Origin of the sequence: Haemophilus sp. 27098_8_127 (assembly GCF_041433495.1) — a bacterium.
In the GTDB taxonomy this organism is placed as follows: domain Bacteria; phylum Pseudomonadota; class Gammaproteobacteria; order Enterobacterales; family Pasteurellaceae; genus Haemophilus_D.
Map to the genome: position 1 here is coordinate 245,120 of NZ_JAPWBP010000002.1, position 24,683 is coordinate 269,802.

Genomic DNA, 24,683 nt, shown 5'->3' on the forward strand with positions numbered 1-24,683 from the left:
GTGATTATAGAGAAATAATCCGTTGAAGTCTATATACAAAAGGATGGTCGTTGGAAAATTGACCATCCTTTTTAGATCTATTATTGCAATACCGAAATATCCGCCACTTGTAAGAACAAGTCTTGTAACGTGTTTAAAATCGCTAAACGGTTTTGGCGTAATGCTGGATCTTCAGCATTTACCATTACGTTATCAAAGAAACTGTCTACCGGTGCGCGTAAGTTCGCTAATTTATCTAATACTGCGGTGTAATCGCCTTGTGCGATAAGCGGTTGTACTTCAGTGCGTAATGCAAGTACCGCTTCAGCAAGGGCTTTTTCTGCTGGCTCTACGCAAGCGGTCAAATTAATCTCGCCAATTGCAGCATCCGCTTTGGCTAAGATGTTACTTACACGTTTATTTGCTGCCGCTAACGCTTCCGCTGAATCTAAAGTACGGAAGTGTGAAACCGCACGCACGCGCGCATCAAAATCAGCGGGACGAGTTGGACGACGCGCCAATACCGCTTGAATCACATCCACCGCAATACCTTCATCTTGATACCAAGCACGGAAACGGCCGAGCATGAAGTCCACCACATCAGCAACCACATTTTTATTCGTAAGTTTATCGCCAAAAAGTGCGGCTGATTTTTTCACTAAATCTTCTAAATCAAGTGGTAAGTTTTTCTCTACGATAATACGTAATGCACCTAATGCCGCACGACGTAATGCAAATGGGTCTGCGCTACCTTTTGGTGCTTGACCGATACCGAAGATACCCGTTAAGGTGTCAAATTTATCGGCTAAAGCGACCGCACTTGCAACGAGTGATTTTGGTAATTCATCGCCGGCAAAGCGTGGCATATATTGTTCATTTAACGCCACCGCTACTTCTTCATCTTCACCATCATGACGGGCATAGTGCATCCCCATTACGCCTTGCGTATCGGTGAATTCAAACACCATGTTGGTCATTAAGTCACATTTTGACAGTAAGCCGGCGCGTTTTGCTTTTGCTTCGTCTGCACCAATTTGTTTTGCAATTTCGCCTGCAAGTTGCTCAATGCGGTCTGTTTTGTCTTTCAATGTGCCCAGTTGTTGTTGGAACAATACGGTTTCTAAGCGTGGTAAACGATCAACCAGCTTTTGTTTTAAGTCGGTTTTGAAGAAGAATTCCGCATCGGTTAAACGTGGGCGAACCACTTTTTCGTTCCCTTCGATAATCGCGGTTGGATCTTCTGGGTTGATGTTCGAGACAAAAATAAAGTGCGGTAATAATTTGCCGTCTTTATCATAAATCGGGAAATATTTTTGGTCGCCTTTCATGGTGTAAACCAAGGCTTCCGCAGGCACGGCTAAGAAACGTTCTTCAAATTTAGCCGCTAATACGTTTGGATATTCCACCAATGAGGTTACTTCTTCAAGCAGGCTTTCTTCAATATCAGCCACACCGCCAAGTGCGGTCGCTTTTGCTTGAGATTTTGCCAAAATTTCTGCTTTACGCTCATTGAAATCTGCTACGACAGAACCTTTTTCACGCAACAATTGTGGATATTGGTCTGCGTGTTGAATTTCAAATTCTTTCTCGCCTAAGAAACGGTGACCGCGAATAGTGCGAGCACTTGCCACACCTAAAATTTCGCCTTCAATTAACTCATCACCTAACAACATAGTCACGGTGTGAACCGGACGGATAAATTGCACGGTTTTGTCTGCCCAACGCATTGGTTTTGGAATTGGCAATTTCGCCAACGCATTGGCCACAATGTCGTTTAGTAAGTTTTTGGTCGGCTGACCTTCAATTTTTGCACGATGAACTAACCATTCACCTTTATCAGTTGCAATGCGTTCTGCTTGCTCAACAGTAATGCCACAACCGCGCGCCCAGCCTTCTGCCGCTTTAGTTGGTTTACCTTCCGCGTCAAAGGCTGCAGATACTGCAGGTCCACGTTTTTCGATTTCTTTGCTCGGTTGTTGGGTTGCTAAGTTCAACACTTTCACCGCCAAACGACGCGGTGCAGCAAACCATTCGATTTTATCGAAGGTTAAACCTGCTTGGTTTAATTCCGCCTCAACGTTATCCGCAAAAGAGGTCGCTAATGTTTTGAGAGCTTTTGGAGGCAGCTCTTCAGTGCCGATTTCTACTAGGAAGTTTTGGGTTGTCATTTTGTTTCTCTGTTATAAAATTCACTACATTGCACTATATTATTAAAAAATTATGCAGTTATATTATGATATAAAAATTCCTATACGAAGTTAAAATTTAAATAGAATACTTATCTATTTAAAAAAACTCCTTAAAAAATATAAAAATTGTACTTATTTCAACCAATGCTATAAAAATTACTATGACAAACATTGAGAATATAATTTTAGATTTATTATAAGACCTATATCCTCTATGCAAATCAATTAACTCAATAAAGAATTTAGAAAAATTCAACACACCTGAAAAAATAGCTACAGCAATAAAAAAATAATAGGCAAAATTAAAATTTTTCTCATAATCAAATTGCTTTGCAATAGCAAAACAAAGAATAAATACTGAAAAATTCCTTAGAGCTTCTAATGATTTACTTGTTAATTGTAAAAAATAATCCTTTCTAGAAAGAGGTACTTCTGTCTTGTTATCTTCATTTTCCAAATGAATTTTAATTATTACTTCATTACTATTCTGCGACACCTTTAAAGCCATCATAGTACTCCACATTTAACCGCTTACACTTCATCTATTACTTTAACCTTCACTAGATATCTCTCACAATAACCCCCTGAGAATTTAATTCTGTATCTCTCAATGCGTATTTTTTCTAGATAATCAACTACTTCTTACCGTTCTTAACACTCTCACTCAACACCTGTTGAAAACGTTCGTAATCACAAAAGCCATTTTCATCTTTTTCACAGCCTTTGAGGGTTAATGCTGTTTGGTTTGGTGGTGTCGTTAAACTTAATGGTGTGATGTTAATTAGTTGTTCAGTGCTCTGATACACATAATCCAACTTAAATTTGAGCTTACCACTTGGTTTGTGTTTCCACACTTCAAACATCAGTTTTCCGCCAATTGGGATATTTTCTAATGAATTATTCAATTCATAAGGCTCAACACCCAATGCCGCAAGCAGAGCGACGATATTAGAATCATGTCCAACCAATAAATTAATTTTATTTTTGCTATTTAGCTGTCGCTGAATAAATGCTAACAACGGATATGAGGCATTTTGTGCCAGCGCTTCATTGTTTTTAAATAACGTGTGGTAATATTCGTTTTTAATTTCGTTAATTGCACGCCATTTGTCTTGGCTATTCACACGACCGTTGGCAATTTCTGAATCAGGCTTACCCACATAATGTGCAAGCAATAACGCACTGACAATTTTCTTCCCGGTGCTAATAGAACCAGTAATCTTGACCGACTTGCCGTCTTTAATACTGTATTCACCGACTTTTCCACCTAAATCACATTCGCCTTTTTGTAAGCAGTTTGGTGAATTTTTGTAATCAATGATTTCACTCAATAGCGCATAATTTGGTGCTAATTTTTTCTGTAAAGCGGTTAAATCAACATTATTTTTTGCAGATTCAATCAAGGCTTTGCTTGGGTTGTGGACTTTTGTAGTAAAAATTGGATCTTTTTCTGAACCAATTTCACCGCGATGGTGTAATTGCACATTACATCCGGCAAAAGCCCCTGCCACAATAGCTTGCCCCGTTGCAATTGTGCGTTGCACGCCATTCGCATAAGCGAAAATGCCTTCGCCTGATGCACAACGTTCAGTTGTTAATAACCCTTTATCCGCAAGCCATTGACCTAAATATTGTCCGAAGTAGGTTTCTAATACTGTACCTTTTGCCGTGAGATAACCTGATGGCACATCCCATTTCGCCCACTCATACGGGGAATATTTTGCCATTTCTTGTGGATCTTTTTCCACTGGCGAGCGTAATCCATGACGGCTGAAAATTAAGACTTTCTCAAGCTCATAATCTGAATTCTGTGTATTTTGGTGATTTTCTGTTGCCAACACGCTAGTTGCTAAAGCAGAACCAAGCAAAAGTGCGGTGAATTTTAGGGTTATTTTTTTCATATTCGAGACTTAATCATTTAATGCTGAAATTGAGCTATAAAAATTCAAGGCATATTTGCTGCCGTAAACTAACACCATAAATACTGCAACAATATTGACTACCGCAAAAAAGATTAGTTGTTTACTGTTGCTCTCCACCCAGAGCATTTTAAATAATGCGAGCGTACCAATATTTTCATCAAGTTCACTCTCTCCGCTTAATGCTCTTAAGGTTTTCAGCATCTTGCGTACAAAAGCGACAGTATTGATTGCCATTACACTGAGTGCAATAAATCCAGAAGCGAGGCATAAAAACAGCACTGGTACATCACTCCAGACCCAATGTACCCAATCCAGCTCAGAAAACATAAATAATGCCAGTGATAAAAATAACACTGCAGGCGTTAAATTTCGTAGAAACATTAAATAGTCATCGCCAATTTTAAATAAAAATTGTAAAAAACTGACCTTCTTCATTACTTTAGAAAATCTCTTTTAATTTGGATTCATCCAAAATAACACGGTCGTCATCTAACAATAACGCCGGAAAGCCCGCATAGCCTTGTGCTTTTGCATCATCAAATGCGGCGTGACGATCACGCAAGCGTAACCACTGTTTCAAATTCGGGATGGAAGATAGTACTTCCACTGACTCATAATCCACGCCCAAGCGTTTTAACTCTGCCACAAATGGCGCAGTATCAGGGCAATCTGCCGCATAATAAAGAATGGGTTTCATTATTGACCTCCTTGTTCTGCTGCCGCAGTTGGATTTAATTTCGGCTCAGCAATTTTGGTTAAGCGGTTACGATCACGATGTTCAAATGGGGAATCATAATTCGGGATAATCAGGATGGTGGTTTGATCGTATGACCAAGTGCCATCATCATGGAATTTCACCGTCATTTCAAAACTTTCCGTTGTAAATGAACGCTCTAAGAACGGATTCGAAATGATGCCGTTTGTTAGTGAACCGCGTACCGCTTTTACCGTGAACTCTTTCGCATCAGCCGGTGCATTACCAACAGCAATAAACGTTTGGCCGCGTGGAATGCTACCAGTTAATAAAATATTGCCTGTTTCAGGTTCCCATAACCAATAACCGACTTGATCGTGGAATGTTTCCACTTCGCCTGGCTCAACAATATGGGTGTGATAACGTAATCCATAATAGAGTTGCGGGCCATTGGTTTGACCATCGGTTGGGTGTGCTTCATAACGCTCGATATAAGGATCTTTTTCTGGCCCTTCTGCTTTTGGGTTGATATCCACACCACGCTTACCTTCCCAAACACCCGCTAATCTAGCCAATGGGCCTAAATTCGCGAGTGTATTAGGATCAGTTTCTGCTTCCGTGTAGATATCGTCTGGGTATTGAAAATCTTTCATCATTTTCTCCTTATATCGTTGGGTTAATGCTTAAAGTGCGGTCATTTTTCGCTTTATTTTTTACAACCAGGGAAACCTAAGGCTTCACGGCTCGCATAGTACGCTTCAGCCACGCCTTTAGTTAATGCACGAATACGTAAAATATAGCGTTGACGTTCTGTGACCGAAATCGCTTTACGTGCATCTAACAAGTTGAAGCTGTGTGCGGCTTTTAAAATTCGCTCGTAAGCCGGTAATGGTAACGGACGCTCTAATTCTAATAAGCTTTTCGCTTCTTTTTCGTATTGATCAAAGCAGTAGAATAAGAAATCGGTATCGGCATATTCAAAGTTGTAAGTTGATTGTTCCACTTCGTTTTGATGGAACACATCACCGTAAGTGGTTTTGCCAAGCGGGCCGTCAGACCAAACTAAGTCATAAACAGAATCCACACCTTGAATGTACATCGCTAAACGCTCTAAACCGTAGGTCACTTCACCTGTTACGGGTTTACATTCTAAGCCACCCACTTGTTGGAAATAAGTAAATTGGGTCACTTCCATACCGTTTAACCACACTTCCCAGCCTAATCCCCACGCACCCAAGGTTGGGTTTTCCCAGTTATCTTCCACGAAACGGATATCGTTTTGTGTTGGATCAAAACCAAGCATTTCAAGAGAACCTAAATAGAGTTCTTGAATATTATCTGGGGACGGTTTAATCACCACTTGGAATTGGTAGTAATGTTGTAAACGGTTTGGGTTTTCGCCATAGCGACCATCGGTCGGACGACGTGAAGGTTGCACATAAGCAAATGCCATTGGTTCTGGGCCTAATGCGCGCAATGCGGTCATTGGGTGAGAAGTCCCTGCGCCCACTTCCATATCAAAAGGTTGAACAACGGTACAACCTTGATTTGCCCAATATTCTTGCAAGGCTAAAATCATGCCTTGGAATGTTTTTACGTTGAATTTTGTACTCATAATTTTTTTAATAACAATGTGATGAAAAATACAGGCATTATACTTGAAACTATAAGGCGGATAAAGGCGAAAAAGTGCGGTCAGAAAAATCCTTAAATTTTTTATTTCTCTTAAATTTTATTCATTTTGATGATGAGTTATTTTCATCATGAGAGATTTGCTTGCCAAGCCTCAAATGTGTAAACTGCTGGCGCTTTTATACAGACTTTTATCCTAGGGATTTTAAAATGAAAAAAAATGTGATTACTTCAGCGATTTTATTAGCGATTCCAGCATTAGCTGCGGCTGAAGACGTGGTAAAATTAGATGTGATTAACGTCTATTCTGCATCAGCCACGCCAACTAGCCTTCATCAAACCGCCTCATCTGTTACTGTTTTAACTGAAAAAGATTTTGCACAGCGTGGTGCAACTTATGTCAGTGATGTGTTGAAAACTGTGCCAAGTTTAGCCGTGAGCACGTCGGGCGGCCGTGGCACATTAACCAATGTATTCTTACGCGGTGCGGATGCAAACCACACTGCAGTGATTATTGATGGCGTGAAAGTGAACCCTGTTTCTGGTTATGGCTTTGATTTCGGTGGCTTAGCATTAAGCAACATTGACCGCATCGAAGTATTACGCGGCGAACAATCTGCCCTTTGGGGAAGTGATGCCATGGGTGGTGTGATTTATATCACCACGAAAAAAGGCTTAGAAAAAGGCAAAACCTTCAACGTTGATTACGATTTTGGCACTGGCTCGAATCGTACGGTAGATGGTTCATTGACCCTTTCAGGCTCAAACAACAATTTCTATTATGCTTTACATGGTGACAGTCACCACACCAAGGGCATTTCCGCACTCAGCAAAAACCATTTTAACTACACCGCGCAAGATGGCACAGCGGTCAGCACAGGTGGTTCAAGCGAACGCGATAAATTCCACCGTGATAACGCCTCTCTTCGTTTCGGCTATGACGATAACCAAAAAGGTTTCGACTTCTTAACCTCTCACAGCAGCCAAACTGCTAACTTTGATAACAGCGCAACGGATGAAAAAGGCCACTACACCCGCACACGTGAAACCTTATTCAAATTAAGCGGTTTCTTAGGTAATAATGATGAATTACTTAAACACAAGGTTGGGATAAGCCATCTCAAAACTGACAGCGATACCCTTGGCTACACATCGGCTTATGATGCGAAAAAACTCAATGCAAACTATCAATTAGATGTCAATTTCGATCGTGAAGGCACTCTCACACAAGGTTTAAGCTTCTTAACTGACTATCAAAAAACAGATTTCAACTCGTCTTATTTCAACAATACTGGCAATAAAAAGCTTGTTGAGAAAAGCTTAGCGGCTGAATATCGCTTATTGCACGATGCAGATCATAGTTTGAATATTAGTGGTCGTTACACTGACAGCTCTGAATACGAAAACTCATGGACTGGCCGTATCGCGGGCGCTTACCGTTTACACAATAATGTGAAAGCCCACGCAAGTTTCGGTTCAGCGATTCAAAACCCGACAATCACTGAATATTACGGCTACAACGCGCGCTATATCGGCAACCCGAATTTGCAACCAGAGAAAAGTTTAGGCGGTGATGTTGGTTTCTTATTTGAAACAGATGATAACCGTCACAGCCTTGATGCGACTTATTTCGCTCGCAACGTGAAAAATGCGATTAGCAGCGAAGTCATCAACTTCACTACCTATGCAAGCCGTGCAGTGAACCTTGAAGGTAAGAGCAAAGTGAAAGGTGTTGAAGTAGCATACAACGGTAAAGTTACCGATGCATTAACTGCTTATGCAAACTACACTTACACTCAAACTCGAGATAGTAAAGGTGCTGAATTAGCTCGTCGTCCAAAACATTTAGCGAACGCGGGCTTAGCATACCAAATCACTGAAAAATTGGGTGCGGATGTAAATGTATCTTACACAGGCAAACGTATGGATACCTACTACTCTCCAACTTACAGCACACATAAAGTAAAATTGCCATCTTACACCTTGGCAAACTTAGGCGTGAACTACAAAGTAGCGGATAGCTTGACGATTTATGCAAATCTTAACAACGTATTCAATAAAAAATACGAAAACGTACTGGGCTATGGCCAAGAAGGTCGCAATGTTTACGTTGGGTTGAAAGGATCGTTCTAATTATTACTCACTCATAAGGGCGTGCTTAGCACGCCTTTTTACATTCTTGATGGCGTAGCGTATCATTATCTATATGCAAAAAACTCGCTTAATTTTAACCGCACTTTTCCTTCCGTTTACCGCTCAGTCTTCGGAACAATTTGTCTCACTTACGCTTTGCAGTGACAGACTGCTTATCGAACTGGCTGAACCTTCGCAAATTGCTGCACAGTCACCTTATTCGAAAAATCCGTTGATGATGTTAGACAAAATCAATACCGATAAGCCTGTGTTGGAACCGCAATTAACGGAATTATTGCCCTATTTGGATAAAACTATTCTGATTAATGAAACCTTTTATCCCCAATTAGTCACAGAGCTGAAAAAACTCGGTGTGAAGATTATCCCAATTAACGACAGCCCACAAACGCCTGATGAATTATTTACTCTGATTCTAGAATTAGGCAAACAACTGGGGAATGAGCAAAAGGCGACTGATTTAGTAACAAAACTAAAATCACAAAACTTTCACTTAAATCGACCGCTTACTGACACACTGATTTTATCGGAAACAGGTGTGGTAGAAAGTTATTACCCACAATATCCTGTGCTGTTAAATTTACTCGGATTAACACCGTTAAAAACGCCACTTACCGCACAAAATTTCTCGTTAGAAAAAGTGATTTTAAGCCAACCGAATGTGCTCATTTCACTGACTGACAAACAAGGTTACAATGCACAGGCTGAATTACTGCACCACCCTATGTTGCAAGATTTTTTCAAAAACCAACCACTTGTCAGCATCCCGATGAAATATACCTATTGCTTTGATCACGGTGTGTGGCAAGGGGCGGAGAAGATTTATCAACAATTAAAATAATGTAGCTGACAAATCTCCCCTAACCCCTCTTTGCTAAAGAGGGGAATTTCATTATTAAATTAACTCTAGATGACATATTTATATGTCTTTATGTATAAATGATTAGAAGAAAACATCAGAATTATAAATCTTGACACTATAATCCCACCCACTCTACTAAAGAGAGGAATTTCATTATTAAATTAACTCTAGATGACATATTTATATGTCTTTATGTATAAATGATTAGAATAAACCATCAGAATTATAAGTCCCTACACTATAATCCCCCTCTTTAGCAAAGAGGGGTTAGGGGAGATTTGACAAAATAAAATTAACAAATGATATTTGGATTACATAGGAAATTGATCATTGACCAAAACACTAAAATTAAATACCGCACTTTTCTTCGCGTTGCTGTTGATTAGCGGATTTGCAGTTTATCATCAGCTCGGTGATTTCGCGCATCTCAAAAATGCGGATGGCGTACTCACCGATATGCGTTCAATGGTGCTGTGGGATATTCGTTTTCCGCGCATTGGTTTAGCTTTATTGACAGGCGCTAGCCTAGCAATAGCGGGCAATGCGATGCAAGGTATTTTCCAAAACCCATTAGCGAGTCCAGGCTTACTCGGCAGTAGCGCTGGGGCAACAGCCGCTAGTGTATTTATCCTCTATTATTTTGCCGTGCCATTTTCACTGCTCTTAGCCGGTGGTGTGATTGGTGCGCTTTTAAGCTTTTTAATCGTGTATTTGATTGCTAAAAACTACGGCACCACGATGATGATTCTAAGCGGGCTAGCGGTCAATATGTTACTTGGTTCAGCAATTGCATTACTGCTATCCAACGCAGAAAGCCCATGGGCATTAGCTGAACTTTATCGTTGGCTACAAGGCTCGTTGATGTGGGCGAAATTAGATACCCTGCTTATTTCACTCCCGATTGTTCTGGCAGGGGTTTTCTGCTTATACCACACTCGTCGATACTTAGATTTACTCACCTTTGGTGAAGAAACTGCGAGCACCATGGGCGTAGATCCGAAACGTAGCTTTTTCATCAGCACCTTTGGTGTGGCCTTATTAGTCGGTGCAACCATTCCACAAACCGGTACCATCGGTTTTATCGGCTTAATCGCGCCACACTTCGCCCGTATTTTACTGAAAGCACGTCCATCGCAACTTTACCTTACGAGTGCGTTAATCGGGGCATTATTGCTGTTACTGGCCGATTTAGCCATTTTATATATCCCGCTGTTCTCACATATTTACATCGGCACATTGACTGCACTTATCGGTGCACCTTGCTTGATTTGGATGTTATTAACGCAACAGAGAAAAATCTATGATTAGAATTGAAAAACTCACCCAATCTTATTGCTTAAATGATATCTACTGTACGCTTCCATCAGGTAAATTGATTGGCATTATGGGTGCCAATGGGGCGGGAAAATCCACCTTATTGAAAACCATTGCGGGTATCCTGCCCCTCAAACAAGGGGAGGTTTGGTTTGATGATCAGCCATTAAGTAAGATGAACGCAACCGAAAAAAGCCAACACATTGCTTACCTTGCACAAAATACGCAAATTCATTGGGATTTATCCGTTTATGATGTGATTGCATTAGGTTTAGCTGCGACCTTACCAAAAGAAAAAGAGCGGTCAAAAATTCAAGCGTTTTCAGAAAAGTTTGCGGTAGCTCATTTGCTCGACAAACCTTTCCAACAACTTTCTGGAGGCGAAAAAGCGCGTGTACAACTCGCTCGTTGCTGTATTAAGGAATCACCTGTTTTATTAGTCGATGAGCCGATTGCACCGCTCGACCCTTATTATCAAATTGATATGATGGAACAGCTTCAATCACTCACACCGGAACATACGTGTGTCGTCGCAATTCATCACCTTTCGTTGGCTTATCAATTTTGTGATGAAATTGTTCTATTAGATAAAGGAAAATTGTTAGCTGTAGGTGAGACGCAAGCCGTGTTAAATGCGGAGAATTTAGCGAAAGCCTTTCATATTCGAGCTGAAATTGATCCAATGAAAAAGACTATCTCAAAAATTGAAAAGCAATAAAAATAAAAGCACTTAGCGATTCACTAAGTGCTTTTTATCGAAATGAATTATGGTTGGATTTCTGAATCTACGAAGAAATAAGCAATTTCTCGTTTTGCGCTTTCAACGCTATCAGAACCATGGACAGAGTTTTCTCGCTGACTTAACGAGAAGTCTTTGCGGATAGTGCCTTCTGCTGCCTCAGCGGGATTCGTTGCACCAATCAAAGTGCGGTAATCTTTTACGGCATTTTCTTTTTCCAATACAGAAACCACCATCGGACCAGAGAGCATATACTCCACCAACGGTTCAAAAAACGGTTTACCTTGGTGTTCCGCATAGAAACCTTCCGCTTGCTCTTTGGTTAATTGCACCATTTTAAGCGCAACAACACGAAATCCTTGTGCTTCAAAACGCCCTAAAATAGCACCAATTAAATGACGCTTTACTGCATCGGGTTTGATAATTGAAAAAGTACGTTCTGTCATAAAATCCTACTTAACTTGCTTTCGTTACTAATAAATTTGCTAAAGTTTTCACACCAATTCCGGTTGCGCCAACCGCCCATAGATCACTGCCAGATTTACGATAAGTGGCAGAGCAATCAATATGCAACCAACCTTGTTGATAGTTCTTCACAAAATACGATAAAAATGCTGTTGCAGTACTTGCGCCCGCCACAACTGGTGCTGTACCTGTATTTGCGATATCAGCAAAAGAAGACGTGATTTGGCTACGATGGAACGCTTCAAAAGGTAAACGCCAGAACGGTTCATTTTCTTCTTTCGCGGCTTGGAATAAGCTATTTACCAACGCATCATCCATAGAAAGCACGCTGTGGTAATCATTACCCACCGCCACTTTCGCTGCACCGGTTAAGGTTGCACAATCGACAATAAATTGTGGATTTTGACTATCGGCTTCAATTAAGCCATCCGCCAATACTAAACGGCCTTCCGCATCAGTATTTAAAATCTCAGCGGTTACACCGTTTTTATATGTGATAATATCACCCAATTTAAACGCATTACCGCTTACCAAGTTTTCTGCACAGCATAGATAGAGTTTTACTCGTTGATTTAAGCCGTGTGCAATAGCAAATCCTAATGCGCCCGTTAATAACGCAGCGCCCCCCATATCGGTACGCATAGTACTCATACCATCACTTGGTTTGATGCTATAACCACCACTATCAAAAGTAATACCTTTACCAACCAAGCACGCTAATACTGGCGCATTTGGATCATTAGTCGGGTTAAAATCTAATTGCAACATAGCGGGTGGATTAATAGAACCACGCCCCACAGTAAAGATCCCGTGGTAGCCTTGCTCTTTTAACGCTTCACCCGAAATGATTTGAAAACTGACCGCACTTTTATCGGCATAATTTTCGGCTTGTTTAGAAATAAACTCAGCTGCACGCTCTGCTAATTTAACTGGCGTTAGTGTTTCGGCTGGTTCATTAATAATTCCACGTACAAAATCACCACATTCAATACGCGCTAATAACTCATCTTGCGGCTCATCATCTAAATGAGGAAATTCAATCGAATAGTCTTGCTTCGCCGAGTAAAAACCTTGATAAAATGCCCAGCAATTTTCTAATTCCCATGCATCCCCCACAAGTTCAACATCTTTAATACCTTGTCCACGTAACTTACGTGCGGCTTTTTGAACTAAAACAAGGTTAGATTTTTCATCATCTTTAAGATGAATAACGGCTTGATCTTGATTAAAACTTAAAATGGCATTTTTGCCCCAACTCTCCGAAGCGGGAGCCGTTGATAATGTAATTTGCATGTAGTTCTTCTCCTTTATTTATCTATTATTCTCTAGGTACCATTTTACCGTCTGACGAAGTTCTTGTTCAAAGGTTATTTGTGGTTGCCAACCTAATTCTGCATGAATTTTAGAACAATCCAATGAATATCGCACATCGTGACCAGGTCGGTCTTTGACAAAAGTCATTAAATCTTCGTAATACTTAATGTGATTAGGCTTATTTGGCGCAAGTTCTTCGAGTAATTGGCAAATTGTTTTAACCACTTCAAGGTTTGTTTTTTCACAATTTCCACCGATATTATAACTTTCCCCCACTCGACCTTTTGTTAAAACTAAATATAAAGCTTGAACATGATCTTCCACAAATAACCAATCACGAATCTGCTGCCCATCACCATAAATTGGCAAAGGCTTTCCCATCACAGCATTTGAAATCATTAAAGGAATAAGCTTTTCAGCATGCTGATAAGCTCCATAGTTATTGGAACTGTTTGTGATAATCACCGGCAAATCATAAGTACGATGCCAAGCGTGTACCAGATGATCACTTGCTGCTTTTGAGGCGGAATAAGGACTACTCGGATGATAAGGGGAATGTTCAGTAAAGGCTGGCGCAGAAAGGGATAAATCCCCATACACTTCATCAGTAGAAATATGGTGGAATCGAAAGGTCGTTTTTTTAGCTTCGTCTAAGGTATGCCAATAATTCTTCGCCACTTCTAATAATGTATAAGTGCCAACAATATTGGTTTGAATAAAATCAGCCGCTCCCGAAATAGAACGATCAACATGACTTTCTGCCGCCAAATGCATCACTGCATCAGGCTGATATTTTTCAAAAATACTCTCTATCGCCTTAAGATCACAAATATCAATTTGCTCAAAAGCATAGCGAGGATTATTTTCTACCTCTTTCAAAGCTGATTGATTTGCCGCATAGGTCAGTTTATCAATATTGATAACAGAATCTTGAGTATGGTTAATGATATATCGAATAAGGGCAGAACCGATGAAGCCAGAACCACCGGTGATGAGGATGTTCTTCACTAATAAGCTCCAGTTTTCTTCCAAACAACTTTCACTGTTTTAAGTAAAATCACAATATCATTCCATAAAGACCAGTTTTTAGCATACCAGGTATCGAAATAAACTCGTGTATCATAGCTTACATTATTTCGTCCACTCACTTGCCACAAGCCTGTCATTCCTGGTTTAGCCATAAGGTAATAATCCACATCTTCTTGATAGTAAGGTAATTCCTCTTTTACAATTGGGCGGGGGCCAACTAAACTCATCTCACCTTTAAGCACATTCCAAAGTTGTGGTAATTCATCTAGGCTTCTCGCTCTTAACCATCTACCTATTGGTGTAATGCGTGGATCATCTTTAAGTTTGAAGTCTTTTTCCCATTCTAATCTAGCACTTTCATCCGTTGCTAAAAGTTTTTCTAACACTTCATCAGAATTATTTACCATCGTTCTAAACTTCAAGCATTTGAATTCCTTTTTATACTGACCAATTCGCGGATGTCCATAAATAAAACTCCCACCATCTCTTTTAATTATAAAATAGAGAGGAATACAGAATGGTAAGAGCAAAAGTAGAAGAAAAGATGCTGCGAATATATCAAAAAGCCGCTTCATTATTTTAGATGAGCGTTTGGCCAAATTATTATTCACCCGGAAAAGCACCATTTCTTGGCTGAATAAAAAGGACATATCTGTACCATAGAGCGGAATACCACGAAAGTCAGGAATGACAGAGATCGAGCGACAGCCTTTACGAATTAAATAACGCAGCCAAAAATCTTGCTTAACCTTATTTTCTTCATCAATCGCTAAAATAAACTGAGTAAATTCTGGTGAGACTAATTTCATGAGTAATTCAGGGTTATGTCGCATAACGGGAATACCTTCAATAAACTCTGAACCATAATCCTCTGTCGTCACGAATAATTTAATATCAAACCCTAAATAAAACTCATTATTTAATGCATCAAAAACTTCTTTTGCATTACGCCCATTACCAATAATAATCGTTTCCTTCAGATACATGCCCGTTTTTATTAATAATTTTTTTACCATAACTCGAGCAAATGGAAACAAAACAAAAATACAACACCAAGTAATCGACCAAAAATAGCGAGAAACATAAAGGCGAGAAAATGCCACGATAGCAAGTTCAATAATAAAAAGAATAACTAATGTTCTAAAAATCTCTTTTAACTCAAACCAAAATGGTTTCCGATATGTGTAATGACGTAGCCGTATCCAAAACCATAACACTCCAACGATTGATATGCAGGCATGGATCAACACATAAATATCAAACTCTTCTAATGGAAAATAAAAACGGCCATCCCTTGCGATATCTAACACATCATAAGCAATAAATAATGAGCTAAATAACACTAACAAATCCGTCATTAAAAGGATAAATTTACACCATGTAATTCTATTCATGATTAACTCTTACTTTAAAAACTTCCGTTTTAACAGATTAAGTCCTTTTTTAATCAAATTCTCACCATCTAAATTGACAACAGGAAGATATTTTACATTTAGTTGATTATACAGAATCCAAACATTAAACAAACGCTCTGCGATAAACCCAAACACTCTTTTTTGATAATTATCATACAGAGTAACATCTATGCGCTTCTCTAATTCAAACAAAATAGAGAAAAGCCAGTGGCAGTATTCTGATGCTTTTTCTGATGGCATCACAAACATATTATAGAGATGTAGTTTACGACCCTGCATCACGGCATCGAAACTCTTTAAATATTCCGGTTGCAATTCAGTGATAACGTCTCTTGTAAGATCAAGATCTTTAATATGATGTGCATGCTGGTAATGAGAGTAAATTGACTCAATAAAATAATTCCGTTTTCTCGGTAAAATTACATCGTATTTCTCTAAAATGGTTAACAGTTCTGACTCTGAAGCAATACTTTTTTTCTTCAAATATAATGCTTTACCTGCAAAATAACGGCGATAATGTACCAACCCAACATATTGATTATTTTCAAACACACCATTTTTCCAAGCCCAATAAAGCCCAGTAAGTTCACAAAAACTACTATTTTTCTCAGCAATATTTATACCTGAATTATCTTGGTAAAAGTCTTTAGTATTTAGACCTCTTGTAATCTTGCCCCCTACAAACAGCGGACGATAACATGCTGAATGAGGGAATTCATAGTCTTTATGCGTAATCACTAATACAGTAAGTTTTTGCATGTTATTTTAAGTAATCCTTGTGATGTGAGAAGTCCCCCATTATGCCATGAAAGACTCCTCTGATAGCAATGCTTAATTTGGAAAAACTCGGCTTGGTCAATGAATAAAACCATAAGGTTTTAAATATAAATGCGAAAACATGTAAATAACCACTGTACTTTTTGTGATTAGAAATAGCATTTCTACACCATAATTTTTCATTCTTGCTGTATATTCCATATCATCTCCCCAAATAAAATACTCTTTTAAAGGGAAACTGATCTTTTTCAACCACTACACGAATAGATTTTTCAGTATGCATAATTGACTCAACTTTATTTAAACAAAAGCCATACACGAAATCGTATATGGCTTGATTATAGGCTCACTATACTTAATCCATATTCACATAGAATGGTTTAAGTGCGGTCTGTTTTTCTAACGATTCTTTCACAACATCCGCTGTTTCTAAAGCCTCTTTAATCGTCACATCCATATCTAAATAACGATAAGTACCTAAACGACCGACGAAAGTCACTTGTGTCTCTTTATTTGCCTTTTCCACATATTGTTGTAAAAGTGCTTTATCTTTCACTAAACGAATCGGGTAATACGGAATATCATTTTCACCACATAGACGGCTAAATTCACGATAACAAATTGTTTTCTCGTGTTGTTCCCATGGTGCAAAGTGTTTATGTTCTGAAATACGAGTATAGGGTACTTCTTCATCACCATAGTTAATTACCGCATTACCTTGGAAATCACCCTCATCACGGAATGCCTCAAAATCTAAGGTACGATAACCTAAGCGACCTAATTCAAATCCGAAGTACGCATCTAACGGACCTGACCAGAAAATATGATCAAATTCTGCTTTCATTGATTCAGCAAATGGCGTATTTAAACGCACTTCAATATTTTCATGATCTAAAATCGCTTCCACAATTTGTGTATAACCGTTTTTTGGCATACCTTGGAATTTATGTGCGAAGTAGTTATCGTCATAGTTAAAACGTACAGGTAAGCGTTTTAAAATGCTTACCGGTAACTCTTTTGGCTCTACACCCCATTGTTTTTTGGTGTAACCATAGAAAAACGCTTTATACAAATCCTTACCGACAAAACGCATCGCTTGCTCTTCAAAGGTTTGCGGATCAGTAATAGACAAGTCTGCTTGTGTCTCAATTAACGCTTTTGCCTCTTTTGGTGAACACGTTTTGCCAAAGAATTGGTTAATCGTATGCAAGTTAATTGGGAGAGAATAAACTGCACCTTGGCTAATCGTTTTTACACGATTAACAAATGGCATAAACTCACCAAAATTGTTCACATAAGTCCATACTCGCTCATTATCAGTATGGAAAATATGTGGGCCATAAACATGCACCATTACATTTGTTTCAGCATCACGTTCAGAGTGACAGTTACCTGCCACATGGCTACGAGAATCGATAACAACAGTTTTATAACCTTTCTCTGCTAATTCGCGAGCAATAACCGAGTTTGAAAAACCTGCGCCAACTAATAGAAACTTCATATTTATTTTTTAAAGGTTCTATAAATACTTCTTAACAGTTTATACGACTTAGTCATAACTAGTAACAAGAGTGGTCTATATTTAAATTTCTCTTTAATTTTCATTTTTAAGAAATTGCGATCAAGAAAATATAAATAAATTGCTCTTTTCCACAGAGGCTTGATCCAATAGATATAACTATGGGAAAAATTGTTTACTCCTGAGCTAGATTGATAAATATCCCTAAGTTGATTATCCCAAAACTGAACCATATTAACCATTTTTCCTAATGTTAAATCATCTTCAAATTCAATCATTGAAAAAACCATCTTGTCTTGGTATTTAGGAGAATGATTCAAATACTCATGAACCAAACTCATATCCTCTCGTTGATAATATAAGAACTTTATATCATCTTTAAATATCGTGTTCATATCTTCAACAAATTTGAGCGCATATGTTTGAATGATATTTATTATATAATGTTCCTTATAATTTATAATATAAGGCTTAAATTCATAAACTAATTGACCTTTATCATCAATATCAATTTTACTATATGAAGGCTCCAAGCCACTCAATAACAATTCTCTTAAAACACCAGTTACACCAGGAGAATGTTCAAAAAATGTTTTAAACTGCAAGCCTGCTTGTTGTGCCCTGAAATTAGCAATATCATTATTAATATGAATATAATAAGGAGTAATATCCAAGTTATAAGCTCGTTTTAACGCACTTTCTACACGACAGCTATAACCAACATCAAATGTTGCTGATTTTCCTTTAAATAAATTTGTAATAGGCGCTTTCAATTTCTCTCGATGAAGATATAATTTCTCCTCATCCCATAAGTTAGTTTTAAAAAATTGAACAAACTTATACCAAACCTCTTTTGAATTAAATGTTTGCTCAGGTTTAAAACCATAAGTATTGCATAACTCTATTGCTTCATAAGTAGGCGACTTCATAAAACCAGAGAATTTAGAAAGAAACTCTTTAGGTGTTATTGTAAATATATTAAAGTTAGAAATTAACTTATCCAAGTCCTCTTCTTTCTGTAATTGGAATGGTAGAATAGAGTTTCTAGAAAAACCGACATAATTAGTATTACAACTAACAGTCTGAAAACGATTCAAAATTTCAAATGCCTTCAAGGGTAAATAACCATCTCTTGCCATAAAATTCAAAGAATCATATTTATTTAATTTAACTTCATCATGTAGCCATTTTGCAACGGCAAACATATGCATACCGAGAGCATAATAACCAATAACTCTCGGATCCGCATTAAAGTCACTATCTGGCATATATTCAATAAATGGATTATCAAACAACTGATTAGCCACAACAGCCAAAGAGCATCTTAATCCAATAAAACGTTGATAAAAATGAGTATTTCTATAACGGTAAGACGACTCAAAAATATTTTTAAATACCTCTCCTGAATAAATATTCGATTGCCATCCTTTTAGTAAATCTACTGTTTTAGGCAAAAATAATACTTTAAATCCATTTTTATCTGCATTTTCAATATCAGAATGCCATGTATCACCCACATGAAGAATTCTATCGGGCTGTACAGATAAATCTCCAACAATATGTTTAAATAGATTTCCACTAGATTTTGTTAATTGGGTTTCACAAGAAATATAGAGTCTTTCATACCCTATATAACCTAATTTAGTAAGCATTGCTTCTAATTGCTCTCTAGGTAGGTACATATCCGAAGTAATAATTACCCGTTTTCCGCAATATAGAGCTAATTCAAATAATTGTTTAGCAAAATTTCTTTCTTGACATAGCTCTAATTCAAGTTCTAATTCTTTTTTCTTAATCCAATCTAAATCAATCTTTGAAATAACACTAATTTCAGCTAAAGAACTATAAATATCATCAAGCGTAATATCCTCTACCATAGAATTTTTTTGCCATTGCTTATCCCTAGCAATTCTTTCAGCATCAATTCGTAGCTGTTTAAAATCAATCTTGTCATGTAAATCTAAATATTCTGCGACATGGTTAGAAAGAATTTCAAATAAATCTGTTGGTTCAAAAAATGGGCGTACAAGCAAAGTATCAAAAATATCAAAACTCACCACATCGATAGCAGGATCGATAATAGATAATTTTGCTTCTTCATCATTACAATTAGTATAGGTATAATGCAAATGATAAAAATCATCCTTTTCTCTAGATGGATAAACTAACTTTTTATTATGCTTATCCGTCAAAATATTAATTAATTTCTTCTTATCTAAGTCACTTAAAGAACTCTCATTAACATTTCTATACCAAATATTACGCAACAAACCAAGCCAACAATCTAATTTATCCAGGATATCCTTAGAACAATTCTGCACCTCATAGAATTCAGAAATAAAATCAAACACATAAATTAAATCTTTTATATTTCTCTCATATTTACTAAATGTTGGCTTAGATAAACCTGTACTAGACTCACCATTCTTAAGATAATAAATAAAGTCGCCATGAACATTTGTCATATGCTCAGCAAAGAAAAATAAAATGCTAGAATACAAAATATCCTCGCACATAATTAAGTGCCTAGTTTGTTTTTTTAGATATGGAAGAGCTTTATCCCAGATAGAGCGATGATAAATTTTATTCCAAACTACCCATAAGCTATAATCAGCCCCCTCTTGATCAAAAAGTAGTTGCTCTATTTCCCTCTCTTTCAAATCAATATCCATTACTCGTGAATGAACTAGATTTTGATACATTACTTTACCATCAGGATATTCTAGACGGTATTCTCCCATAACAAGATCAGACTGCGTAACTATAGCCTGATTAATTAAACGACGATAAAAATCACAAGAAACATGATCATCACTATCTAAAAAAGCAATGAATTCACCTGTTGAATGTTCAATGCCTGAGATTCTAGCCAAATACAACCCTTTATTTGTATCATGATGAACAAGTTTTATATTCTCATAAGTATTAAGATAATGCTCCATAATTTCACCAATATTACCTGGTGAACAGTCATCTACTACAATAATTTCCTTATTCTTATAGCTAGATTCAAGAATGCTATCTAAACATTTTGGTAAAAATTCTTCTGTTCCATATACTGGCACTATGATAGATAACAATGGTTGATTATTCATTGAGGGCTCCTATATCCTATAATTTAATTTTAGTATATTTATTTAATTAACTTATACTTAATAAAATAAGTAGTATAAATAAGTTTAAGCATCCATTTAGGCATTCTTAACAATGTTAACTGTCCTGACAACCATAGTGAAGATTTTAGTGTAAAAAAAATATCTTTGATATTTTTTTTCCTTAGGTCTACAGGGCATAACAATTCTTGGTTTTTTGAGTTTGCATCTATTTTAATATTCTTCCAGAAATTTAGAGCATCAATATCTGGATACATTCCTAGTTGAAAATACTCAGAAAACACTGACTCTAAACAATCATCAGATAAGAAATGCTTTTTCATATAATTAATAGCTCCAAGATGTAAGCTGTTAGTGACATCAAAATCATTCGTATTTTTTGATAAAACTGCCATTAATTTATTATCTATCTCTCTCTCATATTTTACTACTGAGGAATGAGGTGCTGTGAAGAATAATTCCAATAGAATATAGCTAAATCTAAATAGAACTTTAATGTAAGCATCATTAATATTACAGAAATAAGATCTATCCCCTCCCTGAAAATTAAGAGATTCGAATTTAATATTAAGGTTATATTCCCTACAAAATGAAGCAAGCGAAGATAATATCGTTCCAGAGCCTAAATCAACAAATCCTAGTGTTTTTCCTTGATAAGGCATTAAATACTTTATTAGCAATTCTTTTTGAGAATTAGAATTTATATATATATCATTTTTAAATCTATTAAAAAAAGCTAAAAATTTTTTATCGTAAATTATATTATCTTTTCTTAAACAGTAACCTTCATAAAGATCAAAGTGTTCTAGTTGATCAACGAGATAACCAATCCCTAATCTATCTAGTAGCAAGCTAACAGTAAATGTCTCTGGCCAAGATCTATACAAATCTAACATACTGCACAGGTCATTTTTTGAGGATAATAACGGAATTACTGAAGCTAAACGAGAAGTATAGAAATATGATGTTTTTATCTCAGGGTAAAATTTAGTCATAACCTGGTTAACAATAAAACCATCTCTAGATGGACATAAAATAAGATCAAGATTACGCTCTTTATATCGTTCTTTTATCCAACGTATATAACCTAGTAAAATAGGACCAAAAACTTGATAACCTAGACCATTAAAATAAGTGCGCTCTTCTATATCCATATCTACACCAAATAATTATCATTTAATGATTTAATAAAAATATTCTCAAGTTTGTTAATAGAGTTTTTAATATTATAATCAGAGTCTAAAATTAACTTATATGGTTTAATTCTGTCCTTTGGTTTAATAGATAAAATAATTTTAGCCCACTTTTCAGCCCCAATATCTAAAGGAACTCGATGTACTAAATCAGTCTGAATAACCTCTTCAGGCACCCCCATAGATATGATCGTTGGCAATCCCGCAGCTTGAGACTCAATAGCTACATTTCCGAAACCTTCAAATAGGGAAGGTAATAAGAAAATATCAGAAGCACTCATAATAGAAGGAATATCATTAGACATCCGAATAATTTTTACTTTAGATAATAGGTTATATCTCTCTATTTTACTTAACATTTCATAATAAAAACTATCTTCTTCTAAAGACCCTGTAACAAGAATCAACTTAGAATTAGGTTTTACTTTGCATACTTCATTAAAAACATCGATAATAAATAAGTGATTTTTCACAGCCGCAAACCGTCCTACATTAAGTAGAACTAGGTCATCTTTTATATCAAAATTAGTTCTAATAGACTCTCTTATTGATTTATTATATTTAAAAGATTCAGTATTAAATGCATTAGGTATAACAAAGTATTGCTTATCTTTAAACATCCATTCCGCTGCTTTATTACTACAAGCAAAATAGATATTTGCACTATAAGAAAGCAATAATTTATTAAAACAAACCAAACACTTTCTGAGAAAATTTTTGTTATTTTCTGTTCCCGTACTATGGGAATGAATTACTCTTAGTTTAATTCCAAAAATCTTTGCTAAAAATAATGGAAAAATATATTCAAGCGTATTTGCATTTAATACAATAGCATCATAATTACGGTACTCCTTTATTAAAAGGCTAAACCATTCAAGATAATGTTTTAGAGGATTCTTACCACGTGATATAATATTATATATCTTGCTTGATTTTTCTAATATATCTTTTTCAAAACAAATGCTATACTCACCTGTAATATTAACAAAATCATAATGAAATTTCTCATGATTAATGTTTAAAAACTGATTCATTAAAAAGGTCTCTATTCCACCTAAATGTCTCGTCATGCCAATTTGCAAGACTTTAACTTTATTCTTCATAAGCTATCTTTTAAATAATGAAAATAAGAAAGGGAAATGAAATTTTATTAAGAACAAGGCTTTTACAAATAAAAAAACTGTCACCCTCATCTTATTTCTTAATAAAAAAATCATTATTTTTTGTTTAAATGAGATATTTCTAAATACAGTCAGTCTAAATTTATCAAAAAGCTTAGAATTACATATATTTTTGAATTCTCGCTTAAATACAAGATATGAATAACCATTTCTCATCAGGCTTGAATAAATAAACCTTACATACATCCAAAACACTTTAGCAAATAAACTACTTTCACCACCATATTTATGTAACAGAGCCAGCATATAGTTTATCTTTAACAAGCTAAGTTCCTGAAACCCCTCATTATTTAATGATAAATGACTATTGGTTTTTATATAATCATAACCATTAAAAGATAAACAAACTACAGATTTAGATAAATAGATATAATTTATATTAAAACAAAAATCCTCATTTATAGAAATATCTTTATCAAATTTAATATTATTATTGATTATTAAATCCCTACGATAAACACTATTCCATACATAACCAAATGCAGGTTTCTCCTCAAGCTCTACTACACATTTTGCTATATTTCTTTTACCTTTATAGAACATATCTTCTAGTATTATAGGATAATGCTTTACTGATTTTGAACTATAGTACACCTCAGAAAAACTAAATTTTATTAAATCAACCCCTATATAGGTATTAATCTGACTACAAATATAAGATAACAGACCATCTTGATAAACATCATCTGAATCTAGAAATAATACATATTTACCTTTTGCTATATTAATTGCTACATTTCTACTTTCTGAAACTCCAACATTTCTAGAATTATAAATGATTTTTATATTAGGGTGGCTTAATTTTTGCAAAAGTTCTCTTGTAAGATCAGATGAAAAGTCATCAACAATAATCAATTCCCAACTAGTAAATTCCTGCTTTAAAACACTATTTATCGAATTAATAACTGTATTATCTGAATTATATACAGGCATAATAATGCTAAAGAATGGTTCAATACTAGACAAATTCCCCTCCTAATCTTTGGATATAACAATAATAAAGAAAGGCTTTCTCACTTATTGAAAAAAAATTTCTTAAAATAGCCTTCTGTTAAAAGGTCTAAAAGTTAGGTTGTCTTTCCATTCTTTGTCTTTATAAAAACATCTAGATCATAGAAAACATCTTTTCAATAATTTTCAATATAAAATAAATAAAATATTCTGTCTGAGTATTTACCATTCTCAATGAGCTTAT

The 24,683-nt window shown here is 36.3% G+C and carries 21 protein-coding genes; 4 read left to right on the forward strand and 17 right to left on the reverse strand.

Annotated features, from left to right (window positions below; translation table 11 throughout):
* Positions 1 to 80: 80 nt before the first annotated feature.
* The 7 genes from glyS to glyQ form a co-directional block, all read right to left on the reverse strand.
* Positions 81 to 2,147, reverse strand: coding sequence for a glycine--tRNA ligase subunit beta (gene glyS, locus O3746_RS03830; protein WP_371447821.1), 2,067 nt, complete (start codon positions 2,145 to 2,147; stop codon positions 81 to 83).
* Positions 2,148 to 2,265: 118 nt separating this feature from the next.
* Positions 2,266 to 2,679, reverse strand: coding sequence for a hypothetical protein (locus O3746_RS03835; RefSeq protein ID WP_371447822.1), 414 nt, complete (start codon positions 2,677 to 2,679; stop codon positions 2,266 to 2,268).
* 124 nt (positions 2,680 to 2,803) lie between these two features.
* The gene (locus tag O3746_RS03840) at positions 2,804 to 4,069 is read right to left on the reverse strand and encodes a histidine-type phosphatase (protein ID WP_371447823.1); all 1,266 of its coding nucleotides are present in this window, start codon (positions 4,067 to 4,069) and stop codon (positions 2,804 to 2,806) included.
* A 9-nt stretch (positions 4,070 to 4,078) separates the two neighbouring features.
* A complete protein-coding gene (locus O3746_RS03845) occupies positions 4,079 to 4,525 on the reverse strand; it encodes a hypothetical protein (protein WP_371447824.1) in 447 nt (148 codons plus the stop codon).
* A 4-nt stretch (positions 4,526 to 4,529) separates the two neighbouring features.
* The gene (locus O3746_RS03850) at positions 4,530 to 4,787 is read right to left on the reverse strand and encodes a hypothetical protein (RefSeq protein ID WP_005709778.1); all 258 of its coding nucleotides are present in this window, start codon (positions 4,785 to 4,787) and stop codon (positions 4,530 to 4,532) included.
* Positions 4,787 to 5,437 carry an FABP family protein gene (locus O3746_RS03855; protein ID WP_371447872.1) on the reverse strand — a complete coding sequence of 217 codons (651 nt, stop codon included), beginning with the start codon at positions 5,435 to 5,437 and terminating at the stop codon, positions 4,787 to 4,789. The genes O3746_RS03850 and O3746_RS03855 overlap by 1 nt, the downstream gene beginning before the upstream one ends.
* A 53-nt stretch (positions 5,438 to 5,490) precedes the next feature.
* Entirely contained in the window at positions 5,491 to 6,399 is a 909-nt protein-coding gene (gene glyQ / locus O3746_RS03860) for a glycine--tRNA ligase subunit alpha (RefSeq protein ID WP_005695296.1), read from the reverse strand.
* Positions 6,400 to 6,626: 227 nt separating this feature from the next.
* Here glyQ and O3746_RS03865 point away from each other — a divergent pair, with 227 nt between their 5' ends.
* From O3746_RS03865 to O3746_RS03880, 4 genes are all read left to right on the forward strand, one after another.
* Positions 6,627 to 8,549, forward strand: a complete 1,923-nt coding sequence (locus O3746_RS03865) for a TonB-dependent siderophore receptor (protein ID WP_302481885.1) — start codon at positions 6,627 to 6,629, stop codon at positions 8,547 to 8,549.
* Between the two features lie 73 nt (positions 8,550 to 8,622).
* The gene (locus tag O3746_RS03870) at positions 8,623 to 9,408 is read left to right on the forward strand and encodes a helical backbone metal receptor (RefSeq protein ID WP_302481884.1); all 786 of its coding nucleotides are present in this window, start codon (positions 8,623 to 8,625) and stop codon (positions 9,406 to 9,408) included.
* Positions 9,409 to 9,759: 351 nt separating this feature from the next.
* The gene (locus O3746_RS03875; protein WP_297569354.1) at positions 9,760 to 10,737 is read left to right on the forward strand and encodes an iron ABC transporter permease; all 978 of its coding nucleotides are present in this window, start codon (positions 9,760 to 9,762) and stop codon (positions 10,735 to 10,737) included.
* Positions 10,730 to 11,461, forward strand: a complete 732-nt coding sequence (locus O3746_RS03880; protein ID WP_302481883.1) for an ABC transporter ATP-binding protein — start codon at positions 10,730 to 10,732, stop codon at positions 11,459 to 11,461. Before O3746_RS03875 ends, O3746_RS03880 begins: the two co-directional genes overlap by 8 nt.
* Before the next feature lie 47 nt (positions 11,462 to 11,508).
* Here O3746_RS03880 and ndk read toward each other — a convergent pair whose 3' ends face one another.
* The 10 genes from ndk to O3746_RS03930 all read right to left on the reverse strand — a co-directional run bounded on the left by ndk (position 11,509) and on the right by O3746_RS03930 (position 24,454).
* Positions 11,509 to 11,928 (reverse strand): nucleoside-diphosphate kinase, encoded by a 420-nt coding sequence (ndk, locus tag O3746_RS03885; RefSeq protein WP_371447825.1) that lies wholly within the window; start codon positions 11,926 to 11,928, stop codon positions 11,509 to 11,511.
* Between the two features lie 10 nt (positions 11,929 to 11,938).
* Positions 11,939 to 13,240: an aminopeptidase PepB gene (gene pepB / locus O3746_RS03890; protein ID WP_371447826.1), complete on the reverse strand. Its 1,302-nt coding sequence runs from the start codon at positions 13,238 to 13,240 to the stop codon at positions 11,939 to 11,941.
* Positions 13,241 to 13,258: 18 nt separating this feature from the next.
* Entirely contained in the window at positions 13,259 to 14,269 is a 1,011-nt protein-coding gene (rfbB, locus tag O3746_RS03895; RefSeq protein ID WP_371447827.1) for a dTDP-glucose 4,6-dehydratase, read from the reverse strand.
* Positions 14,269 to 15,684 carry an undecaprenyl-phosphate galactose phosphotransferase WbaP gene (gene wbaP / locus O3746_RS03900; protein ID WP_371447828.1) on the reverse strand — a complete coding sequence of 472 codons (1,416 nt, stop codon included), beginning with the start codon at positions 15,682 to 15,684 and terminating at the stop codon, positions 14,269 to 14,271. The genes rfbB and wbaP overlap by 1 nt, the downstream gene beginning before the upstream one ends.
* A 9-nt stretch (positions 15,685 to 15,693) precedes the next feature.
* Positions 15,694 to 16,464: a DUF4422 domain-containing protein gene (locus O3746_RS03905; RefSeq protein WP_371447829.1), complete on the reverse strand. Its 771-nt coding sequence runs from the start codon at positions 16,462 to 16,464 to the stop codon at positions 15,694 to 15,696.
* A gap of 373 nt (positions 16,465 to 16,837) precedes the next feature.
* Positions 16,838 to 17,983: a UDP-galactopyranose mutase gene (gene glf, locus O3746_RS03910; RefSeq protein ID WP_371447830.1), complete on the reverse strand. Its 1,146-nt coding sequence runs from the start codon at positions 17,981 to 17,983 to the stop codon at positions 16,838 to 16,840.
* A gap of 2 nt (positions 17,984 to 17,985) precedes the next feature.
* Positions 17,986 to 21,096: a glycosyltransferase gene (locus tag O3746_RS03915; RefSeq protein ID WP_371447831.1), complete on the reverse strand. Its 3,111-nt coding sequence runs from the start codon at positions 21,094 to 21,096 to the stop codon at positions 17,986 to 17,988.
* Between the two features lie 38 nt (positions 21,097 to 21,134).
* Positions 21,135 to 22,268, reverse strand: a complete 1,134-nt coding sequence (locus tag O3746_RS03920; RefSeq protein WP_371447832.1) for a hypothetical protein — start codon at positions 22,266 to 22,268, stop codon at positions 21,135 to 21,137.
* 2 nt (positions 22,269 to 22,270) lie between these two features.
* Positions 22,271 to 23,410, reverse strand: a complete 1,140-nt coding sequence (locus O3746_RS03925) for a glycosyltransferase (protein ID WP_371447833.1) — start codon at positions 23,408 to 23,410, stop codon at positions 22,271 to 22,273.
* 3 nt (positions 23,411 to 23,413) lie between these two features.
* Entirely contained in the window at positions 23,414 to 24,454 is a 1,041-nt protein-coding gene (locus O3746_RS03930) for a glycosyltransferase family 2 protein (protein WP_371447834.1), read from the reverse strand.
* Positions 24,455 to 24,683 lie beyond the last annotated feature (229 nt).

Excerpts from the sequence above, each read along its gene's own strand:
- ndk (WP_371447825.1), bottom strand. The coding sequence starts at position 11,928 with ATGACAGAACGTACTTTTTCAATTATCAAACCCGATGCAGTAAAGCGT.
- O3746_RS03865 (WP_302481885.1), top strand. The coding sequence starts at position 6,627 with ATGAAAAAAAATGTGATTACTTCAGCGATTTTATTAGCGATTCCAGCA.
- wbaP (WP_371447828.1), bottom strand. The coding sequence starts at position 15,684 with ATGAATAGAATTACATGGTGTAAATTTATCCTTTTAATGACGGATTTG.
- glf (WP_371447830.1), bottom strand. The coding sequence starts at position 17,983 with ATGAAGTTTCTATTAGTTGGCGCAGGTTTTTCAAACTCGGTTATTGCT.
- O3746_RS03905 (WP_371447829.1), bottom strand. The coding sequence starts at position 16,464 with ATGCAAAAACTTACTGTATTAGTGATTACGCATAAAGACTATGAATTC.
- glyS (WP_371447821.1), bottom strand. The coding sequence starts at position 2,147 with ATGACAACCCAAAACTTCCTAGTAGAAATCGGCACTGAAGAGCTGCCT.
- O3746_RS03835 (WP_371447822.1), bottom strand. The coding sequence starts at position 2,679 with ATGATGGCTTTAAAGGTGTCGCAGAATAGTAATGAAGTAATAATTAAA.
- O3746_RS03840 (WP_371447823.1), bottom strand. The coding sequence starts at position 4,069 with ATGAAAAAAATAACCCTAAAATTCACCGCACTTTTGCTTGGTTCTGCT.
- O3746_RS03855 (WP_371447872.1), bottom strand. The coding sequence starts at position 5,437 with ATGAAAGATTTTCAATACCCAGACGATATCTACACGGAAGCAGAAACT.
- O3746_RS03915 (WP_371447831.1), bottom strand. The coding sequence starts at position 21,096 with ATGAATAATCAACCATTGTTATCTATCATAGTGCCAGTATATGGAACA.
- O3746_RS03880 (WP_302481883.1), top strand. The coding sequence starts at position 10,730 with ATGATTAGAATTGAAAAACTCACCCAATCTTATTGCTTAAATGATATC.
- O3746_RS03925 (WP_371447833.1), bottom strand. The coding sequence starts at position 23,410 with ATGAAGAATAAAGTTAAAGTCTTGCAAATTGGCATGACGAGACATTTA.
- O3746_RS03920 (WP_371447832.1), bottom strand. The coding sequence starts at position 22,268 with ATGGATATAGAAGAGCGCACTTATTTTAATGGTCTAGGTTATCAAGTT.
- O3746_RS03870 (WP_302481884.1), top strand. The coding sequence starts at position 8,623 with ATGCAAAAAACTCGCTTAATTTTAACCGCACTTTTCCTTCCGTTTACC.
- glyQ (WP_005695296.1), bottom strand. The coding sequence starts at position 6,399 with ATGAGTACAAAATTCAACGTAAAAACATTCCAAGGCATGATTTTAGCC.
- O3746_RS03845 (WP_371447824.1), bottom strand. The coding sequence starts at position 4,525 with ATGAAGAAGGTCAGTTTTTTACAATTTTTATTTAAAATTGGCGATGAC.
- O3746_RS03850 (WP_005709778.1), bottom strand. The coding sequence starts at position 4,787 with ATGAAACCCATTCTTTATTATGCGGCAGATTGCCCTGATACTGCGCCA.
- pepB (WP_371447826.1), bottom strand. The coding sequence starts at position 13,240 with ATGCAAATTACATTATCAACGGCTCCCGCTTCGGAGAGTTGGGGCAAA.